The following is a 19,846-nucleotide window of genomic DNA, read 5'->3' on the forward strand; positions in this document are numbered from 1 at the left end:
ACCTGACTCTTTGCTCCTCTTTTTGTCTGAATAAAGCTCATAATACTTTTTCAACCACAAGAATATTTGATAATTAAATTCATATTTTCTTTTCAGATTATGAAAAACTCTGATTTTTGCGCCGGAGTGAATAAAAATATAACTCTTAAAGCTCTTGGATGGAATGATGAGTTTGATTCTGCATTTACTCCCTATTCCTCGCAATATATCCCAGGAAGGGTTTCATGCCGGCAGCGGACACATTATGAAGTCTTAACTGAAGGTGATTGTGTTAAAGCAGGTATCTCAGGAGCTCTGCGCAAAGCCGGCCGAAGTCCTGCTGTTGGTGATTTTGTTGTTTTGCTTTCACAGCCTGAAGCCGGAGTCACAACAATTGTTAATATCCTGCCCCGGAAAACGGAATTTACCCGTGGTGTTCCCGGAAAAGACGGGGAGAATCAGGTAATTGCTGCCAATATTGACACGGTTTTTATTGTCACAGCGGCAGGCAGGGATTTGAATCCCCGCCGTCTTGAACGCTATCTTTCCCTTGTTCATGCATCCGGAGCAAAACCTGTAATTATTATCAATAAATGCGATCTGACTGATACGCCTGATGAACTGGTTTCAAAAATTTCACCGTCTACTGCCGGAGTTCCGGTTATAACTATAAGTGCCTTAAACAACACAGGTCTCTCCCTCCTCGACCCGTATCTCCCGGCCGGCGCAACAGTTGCACTCATCGGATCATCAGGTGTCGGGAAATCAACGCTCATCAACGCACTGTTACAGGATGCTGTTCAGGATACGTGCGAGGTCCGTAAATCGGACGAAAAAGGGCATCATAAGACAACTGTCCGCCAGCTCTTCATATTAAACAACGGTGCAATAGTCATTGATAATCCGGGTTTAAGAGAAGTCGGGATTGGAACAGCAGGCTTTGGTATCAGCGAAACTTTTGCGGATATAGAAGAACTCGCAAAAGACTGCCGGTTTTCAGACTGCCGGCATGAGAATGAGCCGGGATGTGCCGTACGCTTTGCAGTTGAGAACGGAAATCTTTCCGAGGCCCGTTTTGAAAACTACCTGCGGCTTAGAAAAGAGGTCACCTTTGAGCAGGAAAAAAATGATATCGGACTTGCCCGGCTGGAACGTAATAAGTGGAAATCGATAAAAATTCAGGCACGGGATATAAAAAAATCGAAGGATCGGTTTTCATAACGGTTTTTATTATTTATGCACATATCTGACTGCTGTCAGGAAGAATAGTCGGGATAATAGTTGTGGATTCATGCACCATTCACGCAGGTGTTCGTGGGGTTTTAATCCCTCTCTTAGCATTTTGGATTTTGTTCTGTAAAAGTATTTTTGAATATATTTGGGATCACCGACAATATATTGTTGAATGCGGCTTAAAGAGACTATTATATGACAGGTACAAAAAAGATCGGAATTATCATCTGTGACCGCTACCGGACCTGTGCGGGTGGAAAGTGCCTCCGTTCACTTCACAATCGTGAGGGGGCGTTCTCCATATATGAGGGGGAGGATGTGGAGATTGCAGGCTATGCAACCTGCGGAGGATGTCCTGGCGGAAATATTGAATATGCACCTGAGGAGATGAAGAAAAACGGCGTTGAGGTTATTCATCTTGCGACCGGAATGGTTGTGGGATATCCGCCATGCCCGAGGATAAAATATTTCACCGAATTTATCAGGGAAAAATATGGTATGGATGTCGTTGTCGGGACTCATCCGATTCCGGAGAAGTATTACAGGATACACAATAATCTGAAAACCTGGGATTCAAAGCTTTGGAAAAACCTTATCGCACCAACACTTTCTGATGAAGAGACCAGAAAAGCATACGATTAGGGCTTTTTGAACCGGACTGTATAGTTCCACAGCCTGCTTTTCGTTTTTTTTATCATCCGTATTTTATTTTCAGAGCGATTAGGGTCAGGATAAGAGTGATTGTTACAACATTTGCAGCTATAATCGGAATCGAGCTGATGCCAAACCCGTACAAAATCCAGAGAAAAATCCCTGCACAAAAAAGAATCAACATAAGATATGAAAAATCTCTGGTTTCCTTTAATTTCCAGCAGCGTATTACCTGTGGTAAGAAGGAGATCGTTGTCAGTGCTCCTGCAAATAAACCTGTTACATGAATAATATCCATATCATCAGATCTTTTTGAATTTATTATAAACATATTGTGTCTTGATTGATCTTTTAAATCACGGTTTTCGATATTCACTTTTAGAATATTTTTAGAAATTCAAAGTAATAAATATCATTATTATATTTGACGTTGTTTGGATGTTATGGAAAATGAGAATATTATTCAATTATATGATGAAATTATTGAGACTCATTCTAAAATATCTGAAAATGAAAAATTTTCTCAATTTCTCCAAGAAAATCCAGAAAATGCAAAAATTTCTATCTTACTAAATTTTATCGAATCACAAAATAAATTATCCAATGTAATGCTAAAAATGAATTATGCTGCTATTGCTTTATCTGGTTTAGTTGCTTTAATGACACTTACATCTTTAATAGACTTTTATTTCAAAAATGAAAATATATATCGGGGAATTGCAATAGTGGTTGTAACAATTGCAATATTTACATACACGATCATAATTTATAATCAATTTAAAAAATTTAATGAGATTAAATCAGCACTTTAAAAAACAAATCTGGATCTGGGAGTATATTCTTCATAATTCATCCCATTCATTCTTTCCTGTATATTCTTAATGTCAATACGAATAACGGATAACTTTGACATTCGTTTTATCAATGTTATATTTGCTCTAGTGATAACGGTAAATTATCACTTTAAGGCCGGACTTTTTGAATGAGATTTATGATACGTATAACTTTTTTTCTAATAGAATTACCCTCGGGGTGAAAGTATTTTTTGTATGTTGAATAATAAGAAGAAGTGTGGAAGAATTAAAAAACAAGATATATGAATCAAATCCTCTTCTTTTCAATCACTCAAAATTAGAGTATATTGTATATTTCTTTTTAATTCCGTTTATATTAACGTTAATTTTCATATTGCCTTATGAAATGAAAGTTAATTTTTTCATTCTTCCTAACTATAATTTCATATTACCGAATTGTTTTCTGTATTCCTGGACTCATATGGCTTTTGACCATTATCTGGGGAATTTAATATTCTATTTTCTGGTAATTTTTTTACTATTTAATTACGAAACAAAAAAAGTCAGATTATGGTCTATATCCGCTTTTTTGTTGTTATTTTATTTCATATTTGAGATATCTGGAGTAATGATACTTTCTGCTTATTTCTCTGGATTAATCTATATCCCTAATATATTAGGATTTTCAGGAATTTTATCCGGTTTTATAGGATATTATTTTGTAACCTTTTTTTCATATTTGAGAGAGAAAAAGGAATACAATTTTGATCTTATGTGGGTTTTTCTGTTTGTAAATTTTCTAATTATTATTATGTGGTGGAATTCGTTTTCATCCACAATTTGGCTTTCAATTCTTACATTGTCAATTTTCTTAGTTTATCTTATCTGGCATTCCCGTGAAACTATAATAAAATTAAAATCTCATGTTACATTATTTTTCAAAAATTTTCGCAACAAATCACAATTCTGGAATAATTATTGGTGTTTGACATCCGTCATTTCGCTAATTTATTTATTCATCCTTCCTTTTATTCTTCCAAACAATTTTTTGTCAAATGGAATGATCACTAATGTATTGGCCCATTACTTTGGATTTTTCTTTGGTTTTGGATTATTTTTTGTTGTCACGATGATTTTAAAAAAATGTAGATTTTTGGTTTAATCATATCTAAATTGTGATATCCCGAATAAACAGGCATGAAATTAGTATTTTCTGTAGATATTTTTCCGATGGCCGACTTCAGTTACAAACTGTTATGAGGACGAAGTCCTTGCACCTTTGAAACCTGACACTTTCATTTAGGTCTGCTATAAATAGAATTTAATCCTAAATTAAGTCATGAAAAATGGTTTATTTGTGGCTGGTTTATCGCTTTTAATTGCTTTCCTGCTTCTTTTAACCCCGGCGTCAGCATCCCCTTCAGTTGATGATTTAATCGATGCAGGGTACATTGCACTTGACAGCGGAAACAATGAGATGGCAGAGGATCTGTTTACACGTGCCCTTGGCTATAGCTCCGGACAAAATTCCCCGCTTGCATGGGCAGGTCTTGGAAAGGCATTATGGAATGAATCATCGACTGATAATGAAGCATCCTACACCGCCTTTAACAGGTCATTGGAATGTGAAAATGTCAGTTCAGAAGACTGGAGATCTGTAATCCTGGTATTTTTTGATGAACCGGTTGAGGACTTTGAACTTTCTTATTCTGCCGCACAAAAGGCCATAGAAGCAGACCCGAAAGATGATGTTGCCTGGAACTATCTTGGTGTTGCACTTGACAGGCTTTATAGAAACAACACTGATATGGATTTAAACGGGCCTTTTGAAGCGTTTAAAAAAGCTTCCGAATTAAATCCCACGCCACTGTATTCCTTAAATACAGGTTTTTATGCAATTCTGGCCGGAAACTACACTTATGCTGTTGAAGTAACAGACCGGGCTGTTAAAAATTATAATCCGGATAACTGGGGGAAGGGAGAACTCCTTCTCTTCAAAGCCTTTGCACTGGCCGAGATGGGAAATTCCAAAGAGGCACTTGAAAACATTGAACTGAGCAGGCAGGCCTTAAATTCAGACGAATCATTTGAATGGGATGAAATATCCCTTATGTATGACGGTATTGTCAGGGCAGTCGCCTTAAACAACCTTGGAAGATTTGATGAATCTGTAGAGATACTAAAACGCGTTGATACTGACAAACTGGATGATTATTGTAATGACCTGCTTTTAACTCCGGAGAAGTATATGGATGTTTATGGTGTGGCATTGTCCGGTACGGGACAGACAGATGATGCAGTCGCTGCATTTGAAAAATCACTTGAATACAACAGTGATTATGAACCTGCAAAAGAGCACCTGAAAAGCTTAAATCAGAATAAAAATTAACTTTTTTTACTGTGTATTGCGGCAAATTAAACATTTAAATCAAATTTTTTAGTAATCGGTTTTTATTTCATATTATTCTCTCTGCCCTGCATCTCCTCAATATCAATCCGTATAACAGCCAGACCTTTGACATTCATTTTATCACTATTATATTCTTCATTGTGATAGCGGTCAATTATAACTTTAAGGCCTGCCTTTTTTTCAGTCTCATCTTCCAGAATTTTTGTTTTTCCGAATCCCACAACACTTTGGTATTTCATGTCATACGAACAGGGATTTTTGGACGGGAGCATCTCATACATTTTATCGACTTCAAAACAGACATTTTTGTTTTTATTCAGGATATCGATTTTTTTGCCTTTTTTTGAGCTGTGAAGATATATGACTCTGTCTTCATATCCGAATGTCATCGGGACAATATACGGTTTACCCTCATCGCAGAGTCCCAGCCTCAGATATAGTGAATCTCTGAGGAGCTCTTCAATTACTTTTTTATCGGTTACAATATCTCCCATATGATGCTCCTGTCATTTTCTATGGGGACCCGTGGATAATAATTTTGTTTATGAATTTTGAAATTTCAAATCATGAAAAAAAAGGTAAAAGTTTCATTTTTCAACAGGATACCATGCATCTACCCATGCCTGATAGTTGCCGTCGAGTCTGTAAACCGGATTGAATCCGGCGTTCATAAATGTCTCTGCACCCTGAATACTTGCGGCATCTGAATGGCAGTATATCAGATAATGTGCTGATTTATCAAGCGTCTTTATCTGAGTGCTTATGCTGCTCAGAGGTACACTTATAGCACCCGGGATGTGGCCGTCGTCATAGAGCGGAGAAACGTCAACGACTACAAGCCCTGAATCCTCATCCATCATACTTTTCGCTTTTCCGACTGAGACGTCCGTATACATCGGTTTTTCGACAGTATATCCTGCATCAGTCCATGCCTGATAATTACCAATCAGACGGTAAACCGGACTGAATCCGTTTTTAGCAAATGTTTCTGCTCCCTGCATGCTTGCGGCATCCGAGTGGCAGTATATCAGGTAAGCGTTGTCTTTGTTCAGATACATTATCTCGTCATTGATTGTTGCAAGCGGTATGCTGATTGCGCCCGGCAGATGTCCCTGTGCCCAGATCGGAGAAACGTCGACGACAACAGCACTTCCTGCCATAATCATCTCATTTGCTTCGACAGTATTGACCTCAGAATAATCTTTGGTCATAGTTTCAGTCGGTGTTGCAACAGGTGTTGCAGTTGGTGTTGCAGCCGGTGTCTGTTCCTGACCAGCACAACCTGCCGTCAGAATCAGGAAAAAAACAACCATAATTGTTAAGAATAGTTTTGTTTTCATAACTCCCCCCGTTTTTGTTAAACAGGTTTTGAATGGTGCAATATAGGATATAAAGTTTGTGCCGGTGGCAGGGATATTTTTTTCAATGTTTAGGAGTGCATGCAGTCTGGATTTATGATGATGTGACACCTCCCTGTGAAGAAGAGTGATTGTATTATTAACAATCTAAAAAAGATAATTATTCAAAGTTTTTCATTTCCTGCCTGACATATCCATACCTTCATCCAGAACACTCAACAGTTTTTTTATATCCTCATCCTCTTCCATCCCAAGCATCTCAAAGATGCTTTCAATGAAATTTAACAACTCCTCTGCTGCGGTAACAAGGCGGTTTACGTAGGCTTCGAGAGCATCAAGGCTTCCTATGGGATTTCCTGAAAGATCCAGATCGTCTATTTCAGGCATGTCCAGGTCGGATGTGTCGATTTCATCCGGTGATAATGCTGAGACCGGTGCAATTAAAAGAGCCAGAATAAGTAATGCAACAATTTTCATTGATAGGAATCATGTTACACTGTTGGGAAATATAATTTGCTAAAAATTAATGTGAAGTCAGGGTATGAAAAATCCTGCTTTTTGTCTTGGTTTGTTAATTGATAGTAAAAATCTCATCGCCAGCTTTTGGGATTAATTTAAATACGTCTCATACCTTGTCAATATAATAGGGCAAACCAGATCCTTTTTTTATAAATCAGGGCGTTTTATGAAAAACGGTAACCATGATGAGATGTTCTCTGCGAAAGGATTTTACTATGACCCCAATATGAGCCGGTTTTTAGGTAGTGTTTCGGAGATTTAGTCTGATTAGATGGGTATAAGGAGAAACAAACGATGATAAAGGATAAAATAATAAAAAATACACTGGTAGTGCCTGAAAAAAAAGTCTCGCTGAAAAATTTTGGTACAGGCTGGGCCCATTACAGTGAACTCAAAGATATCAAAAAAGAAGACTTAAAAAAAAGGGCCGAAGAATTACTTGAAGAAAACCGTGAGGCTCTTTCATCTTCACAGGAACTTCTCTGGGCGAGTAATAACTACTCGGTGCTCATTATTTTGCAGGGCATGGATACTGCCGGCAAAGACGGAACAATAAGGCATGTTATGTCGGGCGTCAACCCGCAGGGTGTTGATGTCAGCAGCTTTAAGGTGCCGACACCGGAAGAGGCAGATCATAATTTCCTCTGGAGATACAGTCGGAAATTACCTCCCAGCGGGAGTATAGGGTTTTTTAACAGGTCATATTATGAGGATGTTCTGGTGGTGCGTGTCCATCCGGAGATTCTTGATACAATGAAACTTCCTCCCGGAGAACGAAATGAAAAGTTTTGGAATGCCCGCTTTGAGGATATTAATGCATTCGAAAAACACCTTGCGCAGAACGGGACACTGATCCTTAAATTTTTCCTGCACATTTCAAAGGACGAGCAAAAAAAACGTCTTCTTAAGCGACTTGAAAATGAGGATAAATACTGGAAGTTCTCACTCTCAGATCTCTCCGAGCGCCATTACTGGGACGACTATCAGGATGTGTATGCCAAAATGCTTGAAAAAACAAGCACAAAATGGGCTCCGTGGTATGTAGTGCCTGCAGACTTTAAGTGGGTTGCCAGAACACTTGTTGCAGATATTATCTCTACAAAGATACAGGCCTTAAAACTTGATTATCCAAAAGTCTCAGATGAGGCTCTGGAAAATATCCGGCGTGCAAGAAAAGAGCTGAATAGTGAGGATAAATAATCCTTAATGTCGGATTTATGTTTAATTGTTATCGGGTTGATTGTTTTCATCAGGATCCTTCTCTTTTTTAAATCTGTATCCGTCCTTTGGCACAACAATTTCAAATCGTGCACCCCTGCCTTCTGTTCCTGTCTCAGATATACAAATTCCGGTAATGTCAAGAATTTCCCTTGTCAGAAACAGCCCCAGACCTGTGTTATTCCCTATTCCATGTTCGAAAATCTTCTTTTTCATATTATCAGGAACACCTTTGCCGTTATCTTCAATTACTAAAATCCCGTTTTCTTCTTTTTCATAAAAGGAAACTCTGAAATCAGTTATATGCTCACCATGTCTGATGGCATTTTCAAACAGATTATAAAATACCTTTTCAAGCATATTGTCGGCACAAATTTCAAGTCCGCCTGTATCAAATTTAAATTTTATATTATTTTCAGGCAAATTTGAGATGACTGAATTTATGATATACCCAACCGGCTGCCATGTCGGACTGTTTTGGCCAATTACCTGATAAGTACGTGTAAATGCGATCTGTTTCTGAATCATGTCAGTTGCCTCAATTATAGGATTAAGATAAGTATTGACTGTTTCCTCATCAATCGCATATTTTAACATCTCTTCATAACCCATGAGCACACCGATCCTGTTGCTGATATCATGCCTTGTGACAGATGAGAAGGTTTAACTTTTTGTTAAGTATCTTAAGTGCTTTTTCCGCCTTTTTTCTTTCTGTGATGTCTCTTCCGACAGAGAGGTGAACCAGCCTGTTGTTTAGCTTAAAGAAGGTTGAGTTGTTTTCAAGTGAAACAATGTTACCGTCTTTTCTTATACATCCTGCTTCAAATGTTGCTCTTCCCTTAGTGCCGAATTGTCTTGCAATATCTTCAGCTAAATCACTGGTTTCATGAGTCTGAATGTCTTTAATAGACATCTGAAGAAGTTCTTCACGAGAGTATCCAAATTTTTTGCATGTGGCATCGTTGACCTCAATAAATCTCCCCGGGCCTGTTTGTGGATTAAACTCGGACAAAAATATGATGTCACTTGTTGAATTGAATATTTCCCGAAACTTTTTTTCATTCTCTGCCAGTGCCTGTTCTGCTTTTTTCCTCTCTGTGATATCTATGAAGGAGACAATATTTTTATTTGTACCCGGAATCATTGCAGTGGTCAGGTTAGTAGTTATTAACTCCCCGTTTTTGTGAATCAGACTTAAATTATAGTTATTTGGCACTGAATCCGGATTCGTTCGCCTTATGCGGTGGTATTGAAGCACCTTATCTCTGTCTTCTTCTACAATTCTGTCCTGCCAGTTTTCAAAAAATTCCGGGTCGTCTTCGGAATAACCCAGGAGCTGTTTCATCCTGTCATTTGCATATGAGATGGTGATTTCATCTTCGATAATTGCCATCGCAGTTCCGGTATTTTCAAAGATAGTCTTATAGAGACCTTCTGTCAGCCTGTATTCAGTGAGTTCCCTTATTGATTCAAGAGCTTCTTTTTCTGCCCGTTTTCTTTCAACAGACTGTCTGATAAAATTCTGAAGTTCACCAAACCGGTCTTTCGGCTTTTTTCCTTTCCTGAGATAATAATCAGCCCCTGCGTTGAGTGCCTCAATTGCAACTTCTTCTCCGCCTCTGCCTGTGAAAAATATAAAAGGAATGTTGTTCCCTTCACTGCGAACTGTTTTTAAAAATTCAAGACCATTCATTTCAGGCATCTGGTAACCGGATACAACTACATCATATTTCTGATCCCTGATTTTTTGCAGCCCTTCTTTTCCTGATATTGCAGTATCTACAATAAAATTCCCTTTGTGCTCCAGATAACTTTTGGTTACATCAGGCATTGAAAGTTCGTTGTCGACGTACAAAAGAAAAATTTGTTCATCTAAAATTTCCATTTATAATTTCCCCCCTTTATTTTTTTTAACAGATCTAATCTGTTTTTATCCTGATCATTTTTCTGTCAGAGATCAAACGGGCAAATATCTTATTTTATAATTCACGCAATTCTTTTTGATATGCAGTTTGGATAATCTTCAATTATTCATTACAATATATATACCTATCTTAAAAAATGGGTGATGAAAATGAATTATATTTCAAAAACAAGTTCAAAAAAAAATATTATTTCTAATAATGTTCCTGCTGGTAAAAAAAACAAAGTTTTTTTGTTACTTTCAGAAAAGATACTGATATTCTGTGTTTCGGAAAAAAAGGCTATGAAGACAGAGAAAAAAATTTCAAATATTCTGTCTGGAATAATTGTGAATAAATATTATGGGCTTTATGGTCTCCAATCTCTGAAAAACCTTTTAGATAGGTTTAATTAATTTGAAATGCAACTTGTAACTGTAATTTCCGGTTGGATCTTAAAACAAACTCTTAAAAATGGTTTGTTATACTATTCGTTTGAAAAATGCGCCGGAATATATTCATGGGCCTATAGCTCAGTTTGGCAGAGCGCCTGACTTTTAATCAGGTGGTCGGGGGTTCAAATCCCTTTGGGCCCGTTTTTAATTCATTTTTTAATAGGGATAAAAAATCTTAAAAAAAGTATGCTGATTAATTCTTCAGAGATAATTTTATTTTTTTGGCTTTGAGGTAGAAAAAAATGGTATTTAGGGAACCATTATTTTTAAGTCCTCTTCAACTGTTGAGTTTGCCCTTATTCCAAAGTTTTCAACAAGGACATTTAAGACACCGGGGGACACAAACGCAGGAAGATTTGGTCCGAGAGTAATATTCTTAATTCCCAAATGGAGGAGTGAGAGAAGCACTAAAACGGCTTTCTGCTCGTACCATGCGATATTATATGAGATTGGGAGACTGTTGATATCGGTCTCAAATGCCTCTGCAAGTGCGTTTGCAATCACAACAAGCGAGTAGCAGTCATTGCACTGTCCTGCATCTATCACACGCGGGATTCCGCCGATATCTCCAAGTCCGAGGCTGTTGTATCTGTATTTTGCGCATCCTGCCGTTAAAATAATAACATCCTGCGGGAGTGCCTTTGCAAACTCTGTATAGTAATCCCTCTCTTTGTGGCGGCCGTCGCAGCCTGCCATTACAACAAATCGTCTTATGGCACCGGACTTCACGGCGTCAACAACTGTGCCTGCAATTGAAAGGACTGCATCATGTGCACATCCTGTTATCAGGTCTGTGTTATTTCCCCCGTTTAGGGGTGTAGGCGGACTGCAGCGTTTTGCGTGCTTAATTATGGCTGAAAAGTCTTTGAATCCTGATTCATCCTCTTCAATGTGAATCAGTCCTGAGAATCCTACAGGTCCTGTTGTATAAACCCTGTCCTTATAGGAGCCTTTTGGCGGGACCAGGCAGTTTGTTGTCACAAGTACCGGGCCGTTGAAACTCTCAAACTCCTCTTTCTGGAAAGGCCATGAGCCTCCGTAGTTTCCGATGAGGTGTGTGTGGTTTTTGAGCTGCGGGTATGCGTTTGCGGGCAGCATCTCACCGTGAGTGTAGATATGAACCCCTGTTCCGGCTGACTGCTCTAAAAGCTGCTTTAAATCCTTTAAGTCGTGTCCGGTTACAAGAATTCCTGGATTGTTTCTTGGTTTTGTTGAAACAACTGTAATCTCCGGATTACCGTATGTTCCTGTGTTTGCGGTGTCAAGGAGTGCAAGTGTCGTAACACCTACTTCTCCGCACTTTAAGACAATTGCGACCATATCATCAATACTTAAGTCTTTAAGCGTTGATGCAAGTGCCTCTTCAATGAAGTCTGTAATAGTTGCATCCTCATTTCCAAGCGTTTTTGCGTGGTAGTAGTAGGCACCGACACCTTTTAAGCCGTAAATTAAAAGTTCACGAAGTGATCTTACATCCTCATTTTCGGTCGCCATAATGCCGACTGATTTTGCCTTTTCCAGTATTTCTTCCCGGTTTTTCGGTGTCCATGTGCAGGCGTCATGCTCATTTTCTTCTGATTTCGGGAGTGAATCTCTGATCTCAATTGCCTTATTAATAAGACCGTAAAGACGTTCCTTGTCGAAGTTCACATTTGTTAAGGTTATAAACAGGCATTCTCCTGCAAAACTGCCTGCCTCTTTATTGTCCTTTCCTGTCTTCTTTGCATTTATGTTTCTGACTGATATGCCTTTTAAAAGATATACCAGAACATCCTGAAGCGCTGCAGTCTCTTCATCCTTTCCGCATACGCCTTTAACCGTACATCCGCATCCTTTTGCGGTCTCTTCACACTGATAACAGAACATTTTCCTTTTCCTCTTAGTTTCTTTAAGATACACTGTATATCTTTGATACTAAGTTATATATAGGAAAAAGTTTCTGAAAGTATACCATGTATGAAGGCTGTACTGTCAATCTGACTGTAAAATATCTGACGCGGAAATGGACTCTTCTGATAATTCTGGAGCTTTATAAGGGAGAAGGATATATGCGGAGGTTTTCCGAACTAAAAGATTCCCTAAAAGGAATAACCTCAAAAGTTCTCTCTGCGAGATTAAAGGAGCTTGAAGAAGAGGGCCTTATTACAAGAACAGTAATTTCTGATACGTTCCCTGTCAAAACCGAGTACCGCTTAACACAGTCAGGAGTGGAGATTATTGATATAATTAAGGATATAAAAGTCTGGGCGCTCAAATGGAAGATAGACAATATTGAATGCGGAAAACAGAATTGCAAAGACTGCATTCTTTAATCCGGATAAATTCTTAAAAAAAGTGAATTATGTTTTTGGTTTAATCCTGTGCAGATGTATATGCGTCATACATGCTGTAAATCCATACAATCAGGTAGAATGGAATTCCGATAATAAGAGTTGAAAGTGCTCCGAATATTACCGCCATTATAAACAGTCCGACAGCTTTTAAGAATTGTCCTGTGTACAACTGTCCGAGACCGGGGATAAAAAATGACATTATTAATGCCAGTACTGGTGATGCCATATACCTGTTTTATTTGATATAAAGTATATCTTTTTTTTGATATGATTCCTGTTTAATTGTTTAAAGGAGAATAACCAGTTCCAGTGCAATCAGAATTATGACTATCCATTCCAAAAAATTTGAATGCTGAATTCTGACTTCATCAGAGAGCATAGAGTAATTATCCTGTATCATATCGATTTTTTTTGTTACACTCTCTGTCCACTGACTACTTCTGATAACTTTTAGTGTCGTTTCATACACTCTGACATAATAGACATCTTCTGTAATTTTAATCAGGTTGTGAACTTTTTCTATAACCTCTGATATTTCAGCGCTTGTCTCCATTAACTGCACCATGATAGAGTGGTACTTACGCATCCTAAGGAAGTTTGGAAGGCGGTCTGCAACAGTAATATCATCATACATCTTCTTCACCTGACGGGTTAGTTCTCTGTCATAATATCTGAGTTCGTGAACCTGTACGTTTGCAAATTCGATTAAATCAATCATATCAAGAGGATTTTCCGGACTGCACAGAAGAGCCGAGTCCCATGAAAGAATTGCAAGATCATCTTTTGTATAACTCTGCGTGTTTTTTGTAATCTCATCACGCATCTGGGTTGAAAATTCGGCCTTCTCTCCCATCAGAAGAATTACAGGGTCGCCTGATATTTCGGTTGAGTCAGTTACATATATGGTATAATCCTCAAAAAAGTCAGGGTCGTATTTAATATTGACCAGAATTTTTTCAAGCGATTCACTTATACTGCCAATATATCCTGAAAAAATATCTGAGAGCTGGTCATTGGTTGCAAAATAAAGGCCTGTTTCTTCAAGTTCGGAATAGGTGCCGTCATTTTTTTCATATATGAAACAGATGCTTATTGCACCTACATCATAGATTCTGGCAGAAACTGCAAATTCAAAGATCCTGCCGTCAATCTCTGCCTTAATTGAATTATATCTGATTAAAACCGGCTTGTTCTCAAGATTTATGGATTTTGGTTTGACACGGATAAAACTGGTTCTTGTAGTTGGGATGGTCTGTGAAAGTTTCGTCTCAAGCAAATCGAGGTCAATTTCCATGCCGATATCATATATTCTGTATATCCTAACTGAGATCAAGATTAATTTTCACCTTTTTCATAATTTCCTATATTCATCAGGCAATATACTGTTCTGTATTAATTGTAGATAAACTGAATCTGAAATATTTCCGGATCAGGAAAAAAAAGGAAAAAATCCCCGGAAAAAATTAATTTATTTTGATTATTTCTCTATCAGAGATAATTCTGAATTTTTATCGGATGTTTTCTTTGTGACTTCTGTCTGCCCGATTTCTGTCTCAGAAAGAATAACCGAATATTCAGTTGTTTTATCAAGGCTTACTTCTGCATTGTCAATGTTTAGATCAAGGACATGTCCGCCTTTTGTCCTGTCGTCTGAGATAAAGTGGATGTGAAGTCCGGGCACATTCATCCCTTCTGCAAATGCCGGTGACCAGAATCCGACAACTGTTCCGGTTATATCATTATATTCAAAAACAGACTGGTCTTTTACAACTTCAATCAGTCTCTGGTAGGGCTTTTCCTGTTTTGGAACTGATCTCGTTTTTATATATGGGAAGGTTCCCTCAAATTTCACTGCATAAAATATATCCTCTGACGGGAGATTTTCAGTTAAAATGTCTCCAAATTCGGATATGTTTTTTACATCAGTCATCTCAACCGTGAAGTCTTCATTGAAGAATGTTACGTCAGCAAAAGGAATTTTATCATCATCTGTCAGAAGATAAGGGATTCCGTCCGTCTTTACAGTGTAAAAATCCCCATCAACGACAACAAGTTCGCCGTCAAGAGTATCAACCGTTCCAAGGCCCAAATCACCGTGCTTTTTAAGTTCTCCAACCTCTACAAAACCGTCGTATCCTCCGGCAAGTAAAAGATTAATTGATGACACCTGATAGATTGTCTCCTGTGATTCGTAGTCTGTATCCAAAACGACTGCCTTATCAGATGAAGTGCAGCCGGAAGATGTGCCGGCGAAAACAACAAGAAGTGATATTATCAGGACGTAAATTAACGAAATTTTATATTTTGACATAGCAGGTAAGGGAATATTGTCTTTTAGAATAAAAAAACAATCTGAAAAAAAGATTTTTTTACGGTGAAGGCTGCTGCTGGCTTATGCAGTGAATTGTTCCAAGTCCGTAAACCATCTGCCGGCAGTTAATTCCCTTAACTTTTCTGTCAGAAAATGCCTCTTTTATTATTGAGAGTGCCTTATCATCATTTTCCGTTCCGAAAACAGGGACTAAAACAACGCCGTTTCCTATGTAGAAGTTTGTGTAGCTTGCCGGAAGCGGCATATCGGAATCAAATCTCCCCGGCATCGGGACTGTGATGATATTTAAGGGATTATTATTCTCATCTTTCGAATTTTTGAGAATCTCATAATTCTCTTTTAAAATTTCGTAATTCTCACAGGATTCATCCTCTTCCAGTGCGCAGATTACAGTGTTTTTGTTTACAAACCTTGCGATATCATCTATATGACCGTCGGTATCATCACCCTCAATTCCTGATTCAAGCCATATTACATTCTCTGCACCGAGATACTCACTGAGATACTCTTCTATCTCTGTCTTTGAAAGATTCGGGTTTCTGTTTTTGTTTAAAAGGCACTGTTTTGTGGAAATCAGAGTCCCGCATCCGTTTACATCAATTGATCCGCCCTCAAGCACGATTCCCGGCCTGAATGTTTTGATTTTTAAGCTCCTGTTTAAAACAGACGGGATATTGGTATCCTCTAAAAGCTCCTCATACTTATTTCCCCAGGCGTTAAAGATCCAGTCAACATATGCGATGCTTCCTGTTTCACGGTTTACGACAAAAACCGGCCCGTAATCCCTAAACCACACATCTGCATATTCCTGTATGAAAAAACTGACCTTTTTTAGATCTGTCCCTGAATTCTTGAGAAGTTCTGAGACTTTTTCTTTTGTATCTTCGTCTCTTACAAGAAGTTTTACGTTTTCAGATACTGAAATTTCAGATATTATTTCTGTATATGATTTAAAAACCGCAGGCAGATCAAAGAATGTTTCCTCATCGTGCGGCCATGAAAGCCATATTGCGTCATGATGCTCCCATTCGGCGGGCATATGATAGCCGATCTTTTTCGGGGTGTCCTGCCGTTTTTTTGGGGGGCAGATATATCCCTCACTCAAAAATTGTGAGTCAACCGGCTTTGTAAGAATATCGTAGGTATCAGGCCTTCTGTTTCTCATAAATCCCCAGCCTTCCCTGATATCCTTATTTTTTGAGAGGTCTATTTCTGCAATCAGAACTTCCTCGGTTGCGTCTGCCTCTGCAATTATATTTCCAAACGGGTCGGATACAAATGAACTGCCCCAGAATTCAAGTTCTCCTTCCGTTCCTGTCCTGTTAACGGCGGCCACATGAACACTGTTTGATATGGCATGCCCTCGCTGGACAGTCATCCATGCAGACTTCCAGTCCCCTTCTGCAGGGGAATCAAGTCCTGTTATCGTTCCGATTGCAGTCGGATAAAATATGATTTCGGCTCCTTTAAGGGCAACAGCCCTTGCGGCTTCTGAAAACCACTGGTCATAGCAGATTAAAACGCCTATTTTTCCGAAAGTGGTGTCATAAACCCGGTATGAGTCTCCCGGATAAAAGTAATCTTTTTCATAAAAGAGAGGATCGTACGGAATATGGACTTTATGGTAGGCGGGCATTATCATCCCGTCTGTGTTTATAAGAGCAGCGGAATTGTAATATTTCCCGTCATCTGTCTTTTCAAATAAAGGGACAATTATTACCACATGATGCTCTTTTGCAAGTTCTGAAAATGCATCTGTCGATTCTCCCGGTATTTTCTCTGTAAAATTATTGCTATTCAAATCTTCATATTGTGGAAAATACGGCAGTCTGAAAAGTTCCTGGAGGCATATTATCTTTGCGCCACATTCTATTGCTCTTTTTACAAGAGATAGTGTATTTTTGAGATTAAAATTCAGATCCTCTGAAACATCCGCCTGAATCAGTCCTATCTTTAATTTCTGCTGCTCCATATCCTGCATAGTATATTTGCGCCTGATTTATGTTATAAAATTGCCTGGTTTTTTTTATTTCTGATAAATTTTATTAGTCGTCACTTTTGTTTTTCAGATGATATTTTTTCCGGGCGTCCCGTTGCAAGATATATGTGCACAAAAACCGCTACTAAAAACGGACCCCACAAAAAAGTGTGGAGCTTAAAGGAGAATGATTTTGTAAGTATCCCGAGAGTTAAAGGTTCAACAATTCCCGGATATGTGATGCCAAATCCTGTGAGCAGGATTAGAAGTGTGAGGATTAACAGAATCCTGTTAGTCCATTTTTTGTAAATTCCCATCTTCAATTTTATCACCGTTATAATCTAATCAAAGAAACCTTTGTTCAGATCCCCGGTATCGGAATAACCTCTCTTCTCCCAGTATCCCCTGTAATTTTCATCATCGGAAAGTTCGATCTTAGTAATCCATTTAATCCATTTATAGCCCCATTTATCCTCGGCGACGAGCATGAAGGGATATCCCCTCTCTGCAGGGATGGTTACATTGTTCATGGAATGTGCAATTATTATATCCCTGTCTGTTACATATTCCAGAGGAAAAGATGTCGTATAACCGTCATTTGCCGTAAAAATCACAGTATTTGCAGTAGGGAGAATGCCGGACGGCTCAATTAAATCTTTTACAAGTAATCCTTCCCAGAGAATTGTAACATCCCAGCCTTCCACACAGTTTAAGGTTACCACTTTTTTATAATTTTCAAAACCGGAAAGGACTTCATCATATGTATATTCCAGAGGCTCATTAACAAGTCCTGCGACTTTAAGCCTGTATTCATCTTTAGAAATACGCTGTGTGCCCTTTATCGAATTCTCCCGAAAATCTGATATTTTCGATAAGTCCTCTCCTTCGTAATTCTGAATTTCAACCCCCTTTAACTCCCCGCTGTTAGTATAATCCCCGCCAAAATATCCTGAGATGTCAATTGCATAAAGGATAATTGCGGCAAAAATTGCAAATATAATTAATAACCGCAGATGATTTTTTGAAATAATGATTAGATCCCCCCGGATGTCTGAATTGTTAATAGTAAATTACTGCATATAAAAAGGCTTCTGCACAGAAAATTCTGATAAAGATTATTTCTCCGGGTGAAACTTTACTATGTGATTTATACGGGGAATTAAATATGAATGACTACAGGATGTTTTGTTGTGAGTAAGACCGTTGAAAAATTTGATGTGATTATTACAGGAGGGGGGCCTGCAGGTCTGTTTTGTGCTATCCATACATCGGCCGGCGGAAAAAAAGTTCTTTTAATTGAGAAGAAAAATTCATGCGGGAAAAAACTGTTAATAACCGGTCTTTCGCAGTGCAATCTTACACAGGACGAGGATATTAAAAGTTTTCTCACTCACTATGGTGATAACGGGAAGTTTATGCGTCCGTCTCTTCTCAATTTCACAAATAAGGATCTGTTAACTTTTTTCAATGAACGCGGACTTGATACAGTTCTGGAAAAGGGAAACAAGATATTTCCGGCGACAAAAAAATCATCAGATGTTTTAGAAATTTTATTATCGGAATGCAGAAAAAACGGGGCCCTTATACGCTGCGGAGACGGGGTTTTGGATGCATATTTTAAGGACGGTCTGTTTTTTGTAAATACTCCTGAAAGTTTGTATTCTTCTGAAAATTTAGTCATTGCAACCGGAGGCATCACATATCCCGCGACAGGTTCGACAGGTGACGGATATATTATTGCAGAAGGTTTCGGGCACAAAATATCAGAAACCGGACCTGCATTATCTTCTGTATCCATATCCGGCTACAACTTCACAGAACTCTCCGGAATTTCATTTCAGAATGCAAAAATATCACTTTTAAGGGACAATAAAAAAATAAGAGATAATTCCGGAGACATCCTCCTTACACACACCGGCCTCTCCGGTCCGGGAATACTTCACATGTCGCGTTTTATAAAACCGGGGGATACTCTGAGGATATCTTTTATACCTGTTATGACTGCCGAAGCATTCAGAAAGGACTTTTCAGAAAGAATTGCCGGGGGTGGAATAAAAACTGTAAAGAGTATTCTTTCCGGATATAATTTTCCTGAGCGTTTTGTAAAAAAAATTCTTGATCTATCAGAGGCCGGATATGATCTGACCTGTGCCCATCTTTCAAAAGATATACGAAACAAAATCATCAAAAATATATGTGAGCACAACTTCGTTGTAAATTCATTATCCGGTTTAAATGAAGCGATGGTCACAAGAGGCGGGGTTAATCTCTCTGAAATAAATCCGAAGACAATGGAATCCCGGTTATGTTCCGGTCTGTATTTTGTGGGTGAGGTTCTTGACATTGACGGCGATACCGGCGGATATAATCTTCAGGCGGCATTCTCTACCGCATACGCCGCTGCAAAAAATATAATCTCAAAAACCTGATATTATTGCGGAAAAGACTAAAATCTGCTGATTTTTTTTAAGAATAAATTAAATTAAAAAGAAAATATCTGAGATACTTAGTATCTGCTGTTGAATTCTCTTCTTGGACGTGGCGGCTGTGCCTCGTCGATTCTCATTGTGCGGCCTTCGTATTCTGTCTCGTTGAGAGCTTCTTTAGCTTTTTCAGCCTCTTCGACTGTGCCCATCTCGACAAATCCAAATCCTTTACGTTCAATAATTTTGACGCTTTTTACAT

22 protein-coding genes and 1 tRNA gene are annotated in these 19,846 nt (G+C 38.4%); 9 read left to right on the forward strand and 14 right to left on the reverse strand.

From position 1 onward, the window contains the following. Nucleotides 1–99 precede the first annotated feature (99 nt). Together rsgA and ACTB1O_RS05975 are read left to right on the forward strand one after the other, a co-directional pair. Complete coding sequence (gene rsgA / locus ACTB1O_RS05970; RefSeq protein ID WP_462994226.1) at nt 100–1,200, forward strand: ribosome small subunit-dependent GTPase A; 1,101 nt, start codon at nt 100–102, stop codon at nt 1,198–1,200. Between the two features lie 207 nt (nt 1,201–1,407). Then, on the forward strand, nt 1,408–1,854 hold the full coding sequence (locus ACTB1O_RS05975; protein ID WP_462994227.1) for a CGGC domain-containing protein: 447 nt from the start codon (nt 1,408–1,410) through the stop codon (nt 1,852–1,854). A 52-nt stretch (nt 1,855–1,906) separates the two neighbouring features. Here the strand turns inward: ACTB1O_RS05975 and ACTB1O_RS05980 are convergent, their stop codons facing one another. Beyond that, nucleotides 1,907–2,194, reverse strand: coding sequence for a SemiSWEET family sugar transporter (locus ACTB1O_RS05980; RefSeq protein ID WP_462994228.1), 288 nt, complete (start codon nt 2,192–2,194; stop codon nt 1,907–1,909). Between the two features lie 112 nt (nt 2,195–2,306). Between ACTB1O_RS05980 and ACTB1O_RS05985 the strand changes: the two genes are divergently transcribed. Together ACTB1O_RS05985 and ACTB1O_RS05990 are read left to right on the forward strand one after the other, a co-directional pair. Beyond that, complete coding sequence (locus ACTB1O_RS05985; protein ID WP_462994229.1) at nt 2,307–2,675, forward strand: hypothetical protein; 369 nt, start codon at nt 2,307–2,309, stop codon at nt 2,673–2,675. Between the two features lie 1,321 nt (nt 2,676–3,996). Next, nucleotides 3,997–5,046: a tetratricopeptide repeat protein gene (locus ACTB1O_RS05990; protein WP_462994230.1), complete on the forward strand. Its 1,050-nt coding sequence runs from the start codon at nt 3,997–3,999 to the stop codon at nt 5,044–5,046. A gap of 62 nt (nt 5,047–5,108) precedes the next feature. Here the strand turns inward: ACTB1O_RS05990 and ACTB1O_RS05995 are convergent, their stop codons facing one another. The 3 genes from ACTB1O_RS05995 to ACTB1O_RS06005 form a co-directional block, all read right to left on the reverse strand. Then, complete coding sequence (locus tag ACTB1O_RS05995) at nt 5,109–5,561, reverse strand: pyridoxamine 5'-phosphate oxidase family protein (protein ID WP_462994231.1); 453 nt, start codon at nt 5,559–5,561, stop codon at nt 5,109–5,111. A gap of 93 nt (nt 5,562–5,654) precedes the next feature. Then, on the reverse strand, nt 5,655–6,407 hold the full coding sequence (locus ACTB1O_RS06000) for a rhodanese-like domain-containing protein (protein ID WP_462994232.1): 753 nt from the start codon (nt 6,405–6,407) through the stop codon (nt 5,655–5,657). A 192-nt stretch (nt 6,408–6,599) separates the two neighbouring features. After that, entirely contained in the window at nt 6,600–6,902 is a 303-nt protein-coding gene (locus ACTB1O_RS06005) for a hypothetical protein (protein WP_462994233.1), read from the reverse strand. Between the two features lie 336 nt (nt 6,903–7,238). Between ACTB1O_RS06005 and ACTB1O_RS06010 the strand changes: the two genes are divergently transcribed. Further along, a complete protein-coding gene (locus ACTB1O_RS06010; protein ID WP_462994234.1) occupies nt 7,239–8,144 on the forward strand; it encodes a PPK2 family polyphosphate kinase in 906 nt (301 codons plus the stop codon). Between the two features lie 21 nt (nt 8,145–8,165). Here the strand turns inward: ACTB1O_RS06010 and ACTB1O_RS06015 are convergent, their stop codons facing one another. Both ACTB1O_RS06015 and ACTB1O_RS06020 read right to left on the reverse strand, forming a co-directional pair. Then, nucleotides 8,166–8,774, reverse strand: coding sequence for a sensor histidine kinase (locus tag ACTB1O_RS06015; RefSeq protein WP_462994235.1), 609 nt, complete (start codon nt 8,772–8,774; stop codon nt 8,166–8,168). Between the two features lie 25 nt (nt 8,775–8,799). Then, nucleotides 8,800–10,047 carry a PAS domain S-box protein gene (locus tag ACTB1O_RS06020; protein ID WP_462994236.1) on the reverse strand — a complete coding sequence of 416 codons (1,248 nt, stop codon included), beginning with the start codon at nt 10,045–10,047 and terminating at the stop codon, nt 8,800–8,802. A gap of 189 nt (nt 10,048–10,236) precedes the next feature. Between ACTB1O_RS06020 and ACTB1O_RS06025 the strand changes: the two genes are divergently transcribed. Further along, complete coding sequence (locus ACTB1O_RS06025) at nt 10,237–10,479, forward strand: hypothetical protein (protein WP_462994237.1); 243 nt, start codon at nt 10,237–10,239, stop codon at nt 10,477–10,479. 106 nt (nt 10,480–10,585) lie between these two features. After that, a tRNA-Lys gene (locus tag ACTB1O_RS06030) sits at nt 10,586–10,659 on the forward strand. Nucleotides 10,660–10,767: 108 nt separating this feature from the next. Here ACTB1O_RS06030 and hcp read toward each other — a convergent pair. Further along, complete coding sequence (gene hcp, locus ACTB1O_RS06035) at nt 10,768–12,384, reverse strand: hydroxylamine reductase (RefSeq protein ID WP_462994238.1); 1,617 nt, start codon at nt 12,382–12,384, stop codon at nt 10,768–10,770. 86 nt (nt 12,385–12,470) lie between these two features. On the opposite strand from hcp, the gene ACTB1O_RS06040 reads away from it, so the two are divergent. Next, nucleotides 12,471–12,830 (forward strand): winged helix-turn-helix transcriptional regulator, encoded by a 360-nt coding sequence (locus ACTB1O_RS06040; protein WP_462994239.1) that lies wholly within the window; start codon nt 12,471–12,473, stop codon nt 12,828–12,830. Nucleotides 12,831–12,870: 40 nt separating this feature from the next. Here ACTB1O_RS06040 and ACTB1O_RS06045 read toward each other — a convergent pair whose 3' ends face one another. The 6 genes from ACTB1O_RS06045 to ACTB1O_RS06070 form a co-directional block, all read right to left on the reverse strand. After that, a complete protein-coding gene (locus ACTB1O_RS06045) occupies nt 12,871–13,077 on the reverse strand; it encodes a DUF5683 domain-containing protein (protein WP_462994240.1) in 207 nt (68 codons plus the stop codon). A 60-nt stretch (nt 13,078–13,137) separates the two neighbouring features. Continuing rightward, entirely contained in the window at nt 13,138–14,184 is a 1,047-nt protein-coding gene (locus ACTB1O_RS06050; RefSeq protein ID WP_462994241.1) for a hypothetical protein, read from the reverse strand. Nucleotides 14,185–14,328: 144 nt separating this feature from the next. Then, nucleotides 14,329–15,162: an acetolactate decarboxylase gene (gene budA / locus ACTB1O_RS06055; protein ID WP_462994242.1), complete on the reverse strand. Its 834-nt coding sequence runs from the start codon at nt 15,160–15,162 to the stop codon at nt 14,329–14,331. A 58-nt stretch (nt 15,163–15,220) separates the two neighbouring features. Further along, a complete protein-coding gene (locus tag ACTB1O_RS06060; protein ID WP_462994243.1) occupies nt 15,221–17,164 on the reverse strand; it encodes an agmatine deiminase family protein in 1,944 nt (647 codons plus the stop codon). Nucleotides 17,165–17,235: 71 nt separating this feature from the next. After that, nucleotides 17,236–17,484, reverse strand: coding sequence for a hypothetical protein (locus ACTB1O_RS06065; RefSeq protein ID WP_462994244.1), 249 nt, complete (start codon nt 17,482–17,484; stop codon nt 17,236–17,238). Nucleotides 17,485–17,502: 18 nt separating this feature from the next. Further along, a complete protein-coding gene (locus ACTB1O_RS06070; RefSeq protein ID WP_462994247.1) occupies nt 17,503–18,225 on the reverse strand; it encodes a molybdopterin-dependent oxidoreductase in 723 nt (240 codons plus the stop codon). Nucleotides 18,226–18,330: 105 nt separating this feature from the next. Here ACTB1O_RS06070 and ACTB1O_RS06075 point away from each other — a divergent pair, with 105 nt between their 5' ends. Continuing rightward, nucleotides 18,331–19,590, forward strand: a complete 1,260-nt coding sequence (locus tag ACTB1O_RS06075) for a BaiN/RdsA family NAD(P)/FAD-dependent oxidoreductase (protein WP_462994245.1) — start codon at nt 18,331–18,333, stop codon at nt 19,588–19,590. A gap of 77 nt (nt 19,591–19,667) precedes the next feature. Here the strand turns inward: ACTB1O_RS06075 and ACTB1O_RS06080 are convergent. Further along, nucleotides 19,668–19,846 (reverse strand): RNA-binding protein (locus tag ACTB1O_RS06080; protein ID WP_462994248.1); only part of this gene is annotated, 179 nt, incomplete at its 5' end.

The sequence above is a fragment of the Methanomicrobium sp. genome (assembly GCF_055145805.1).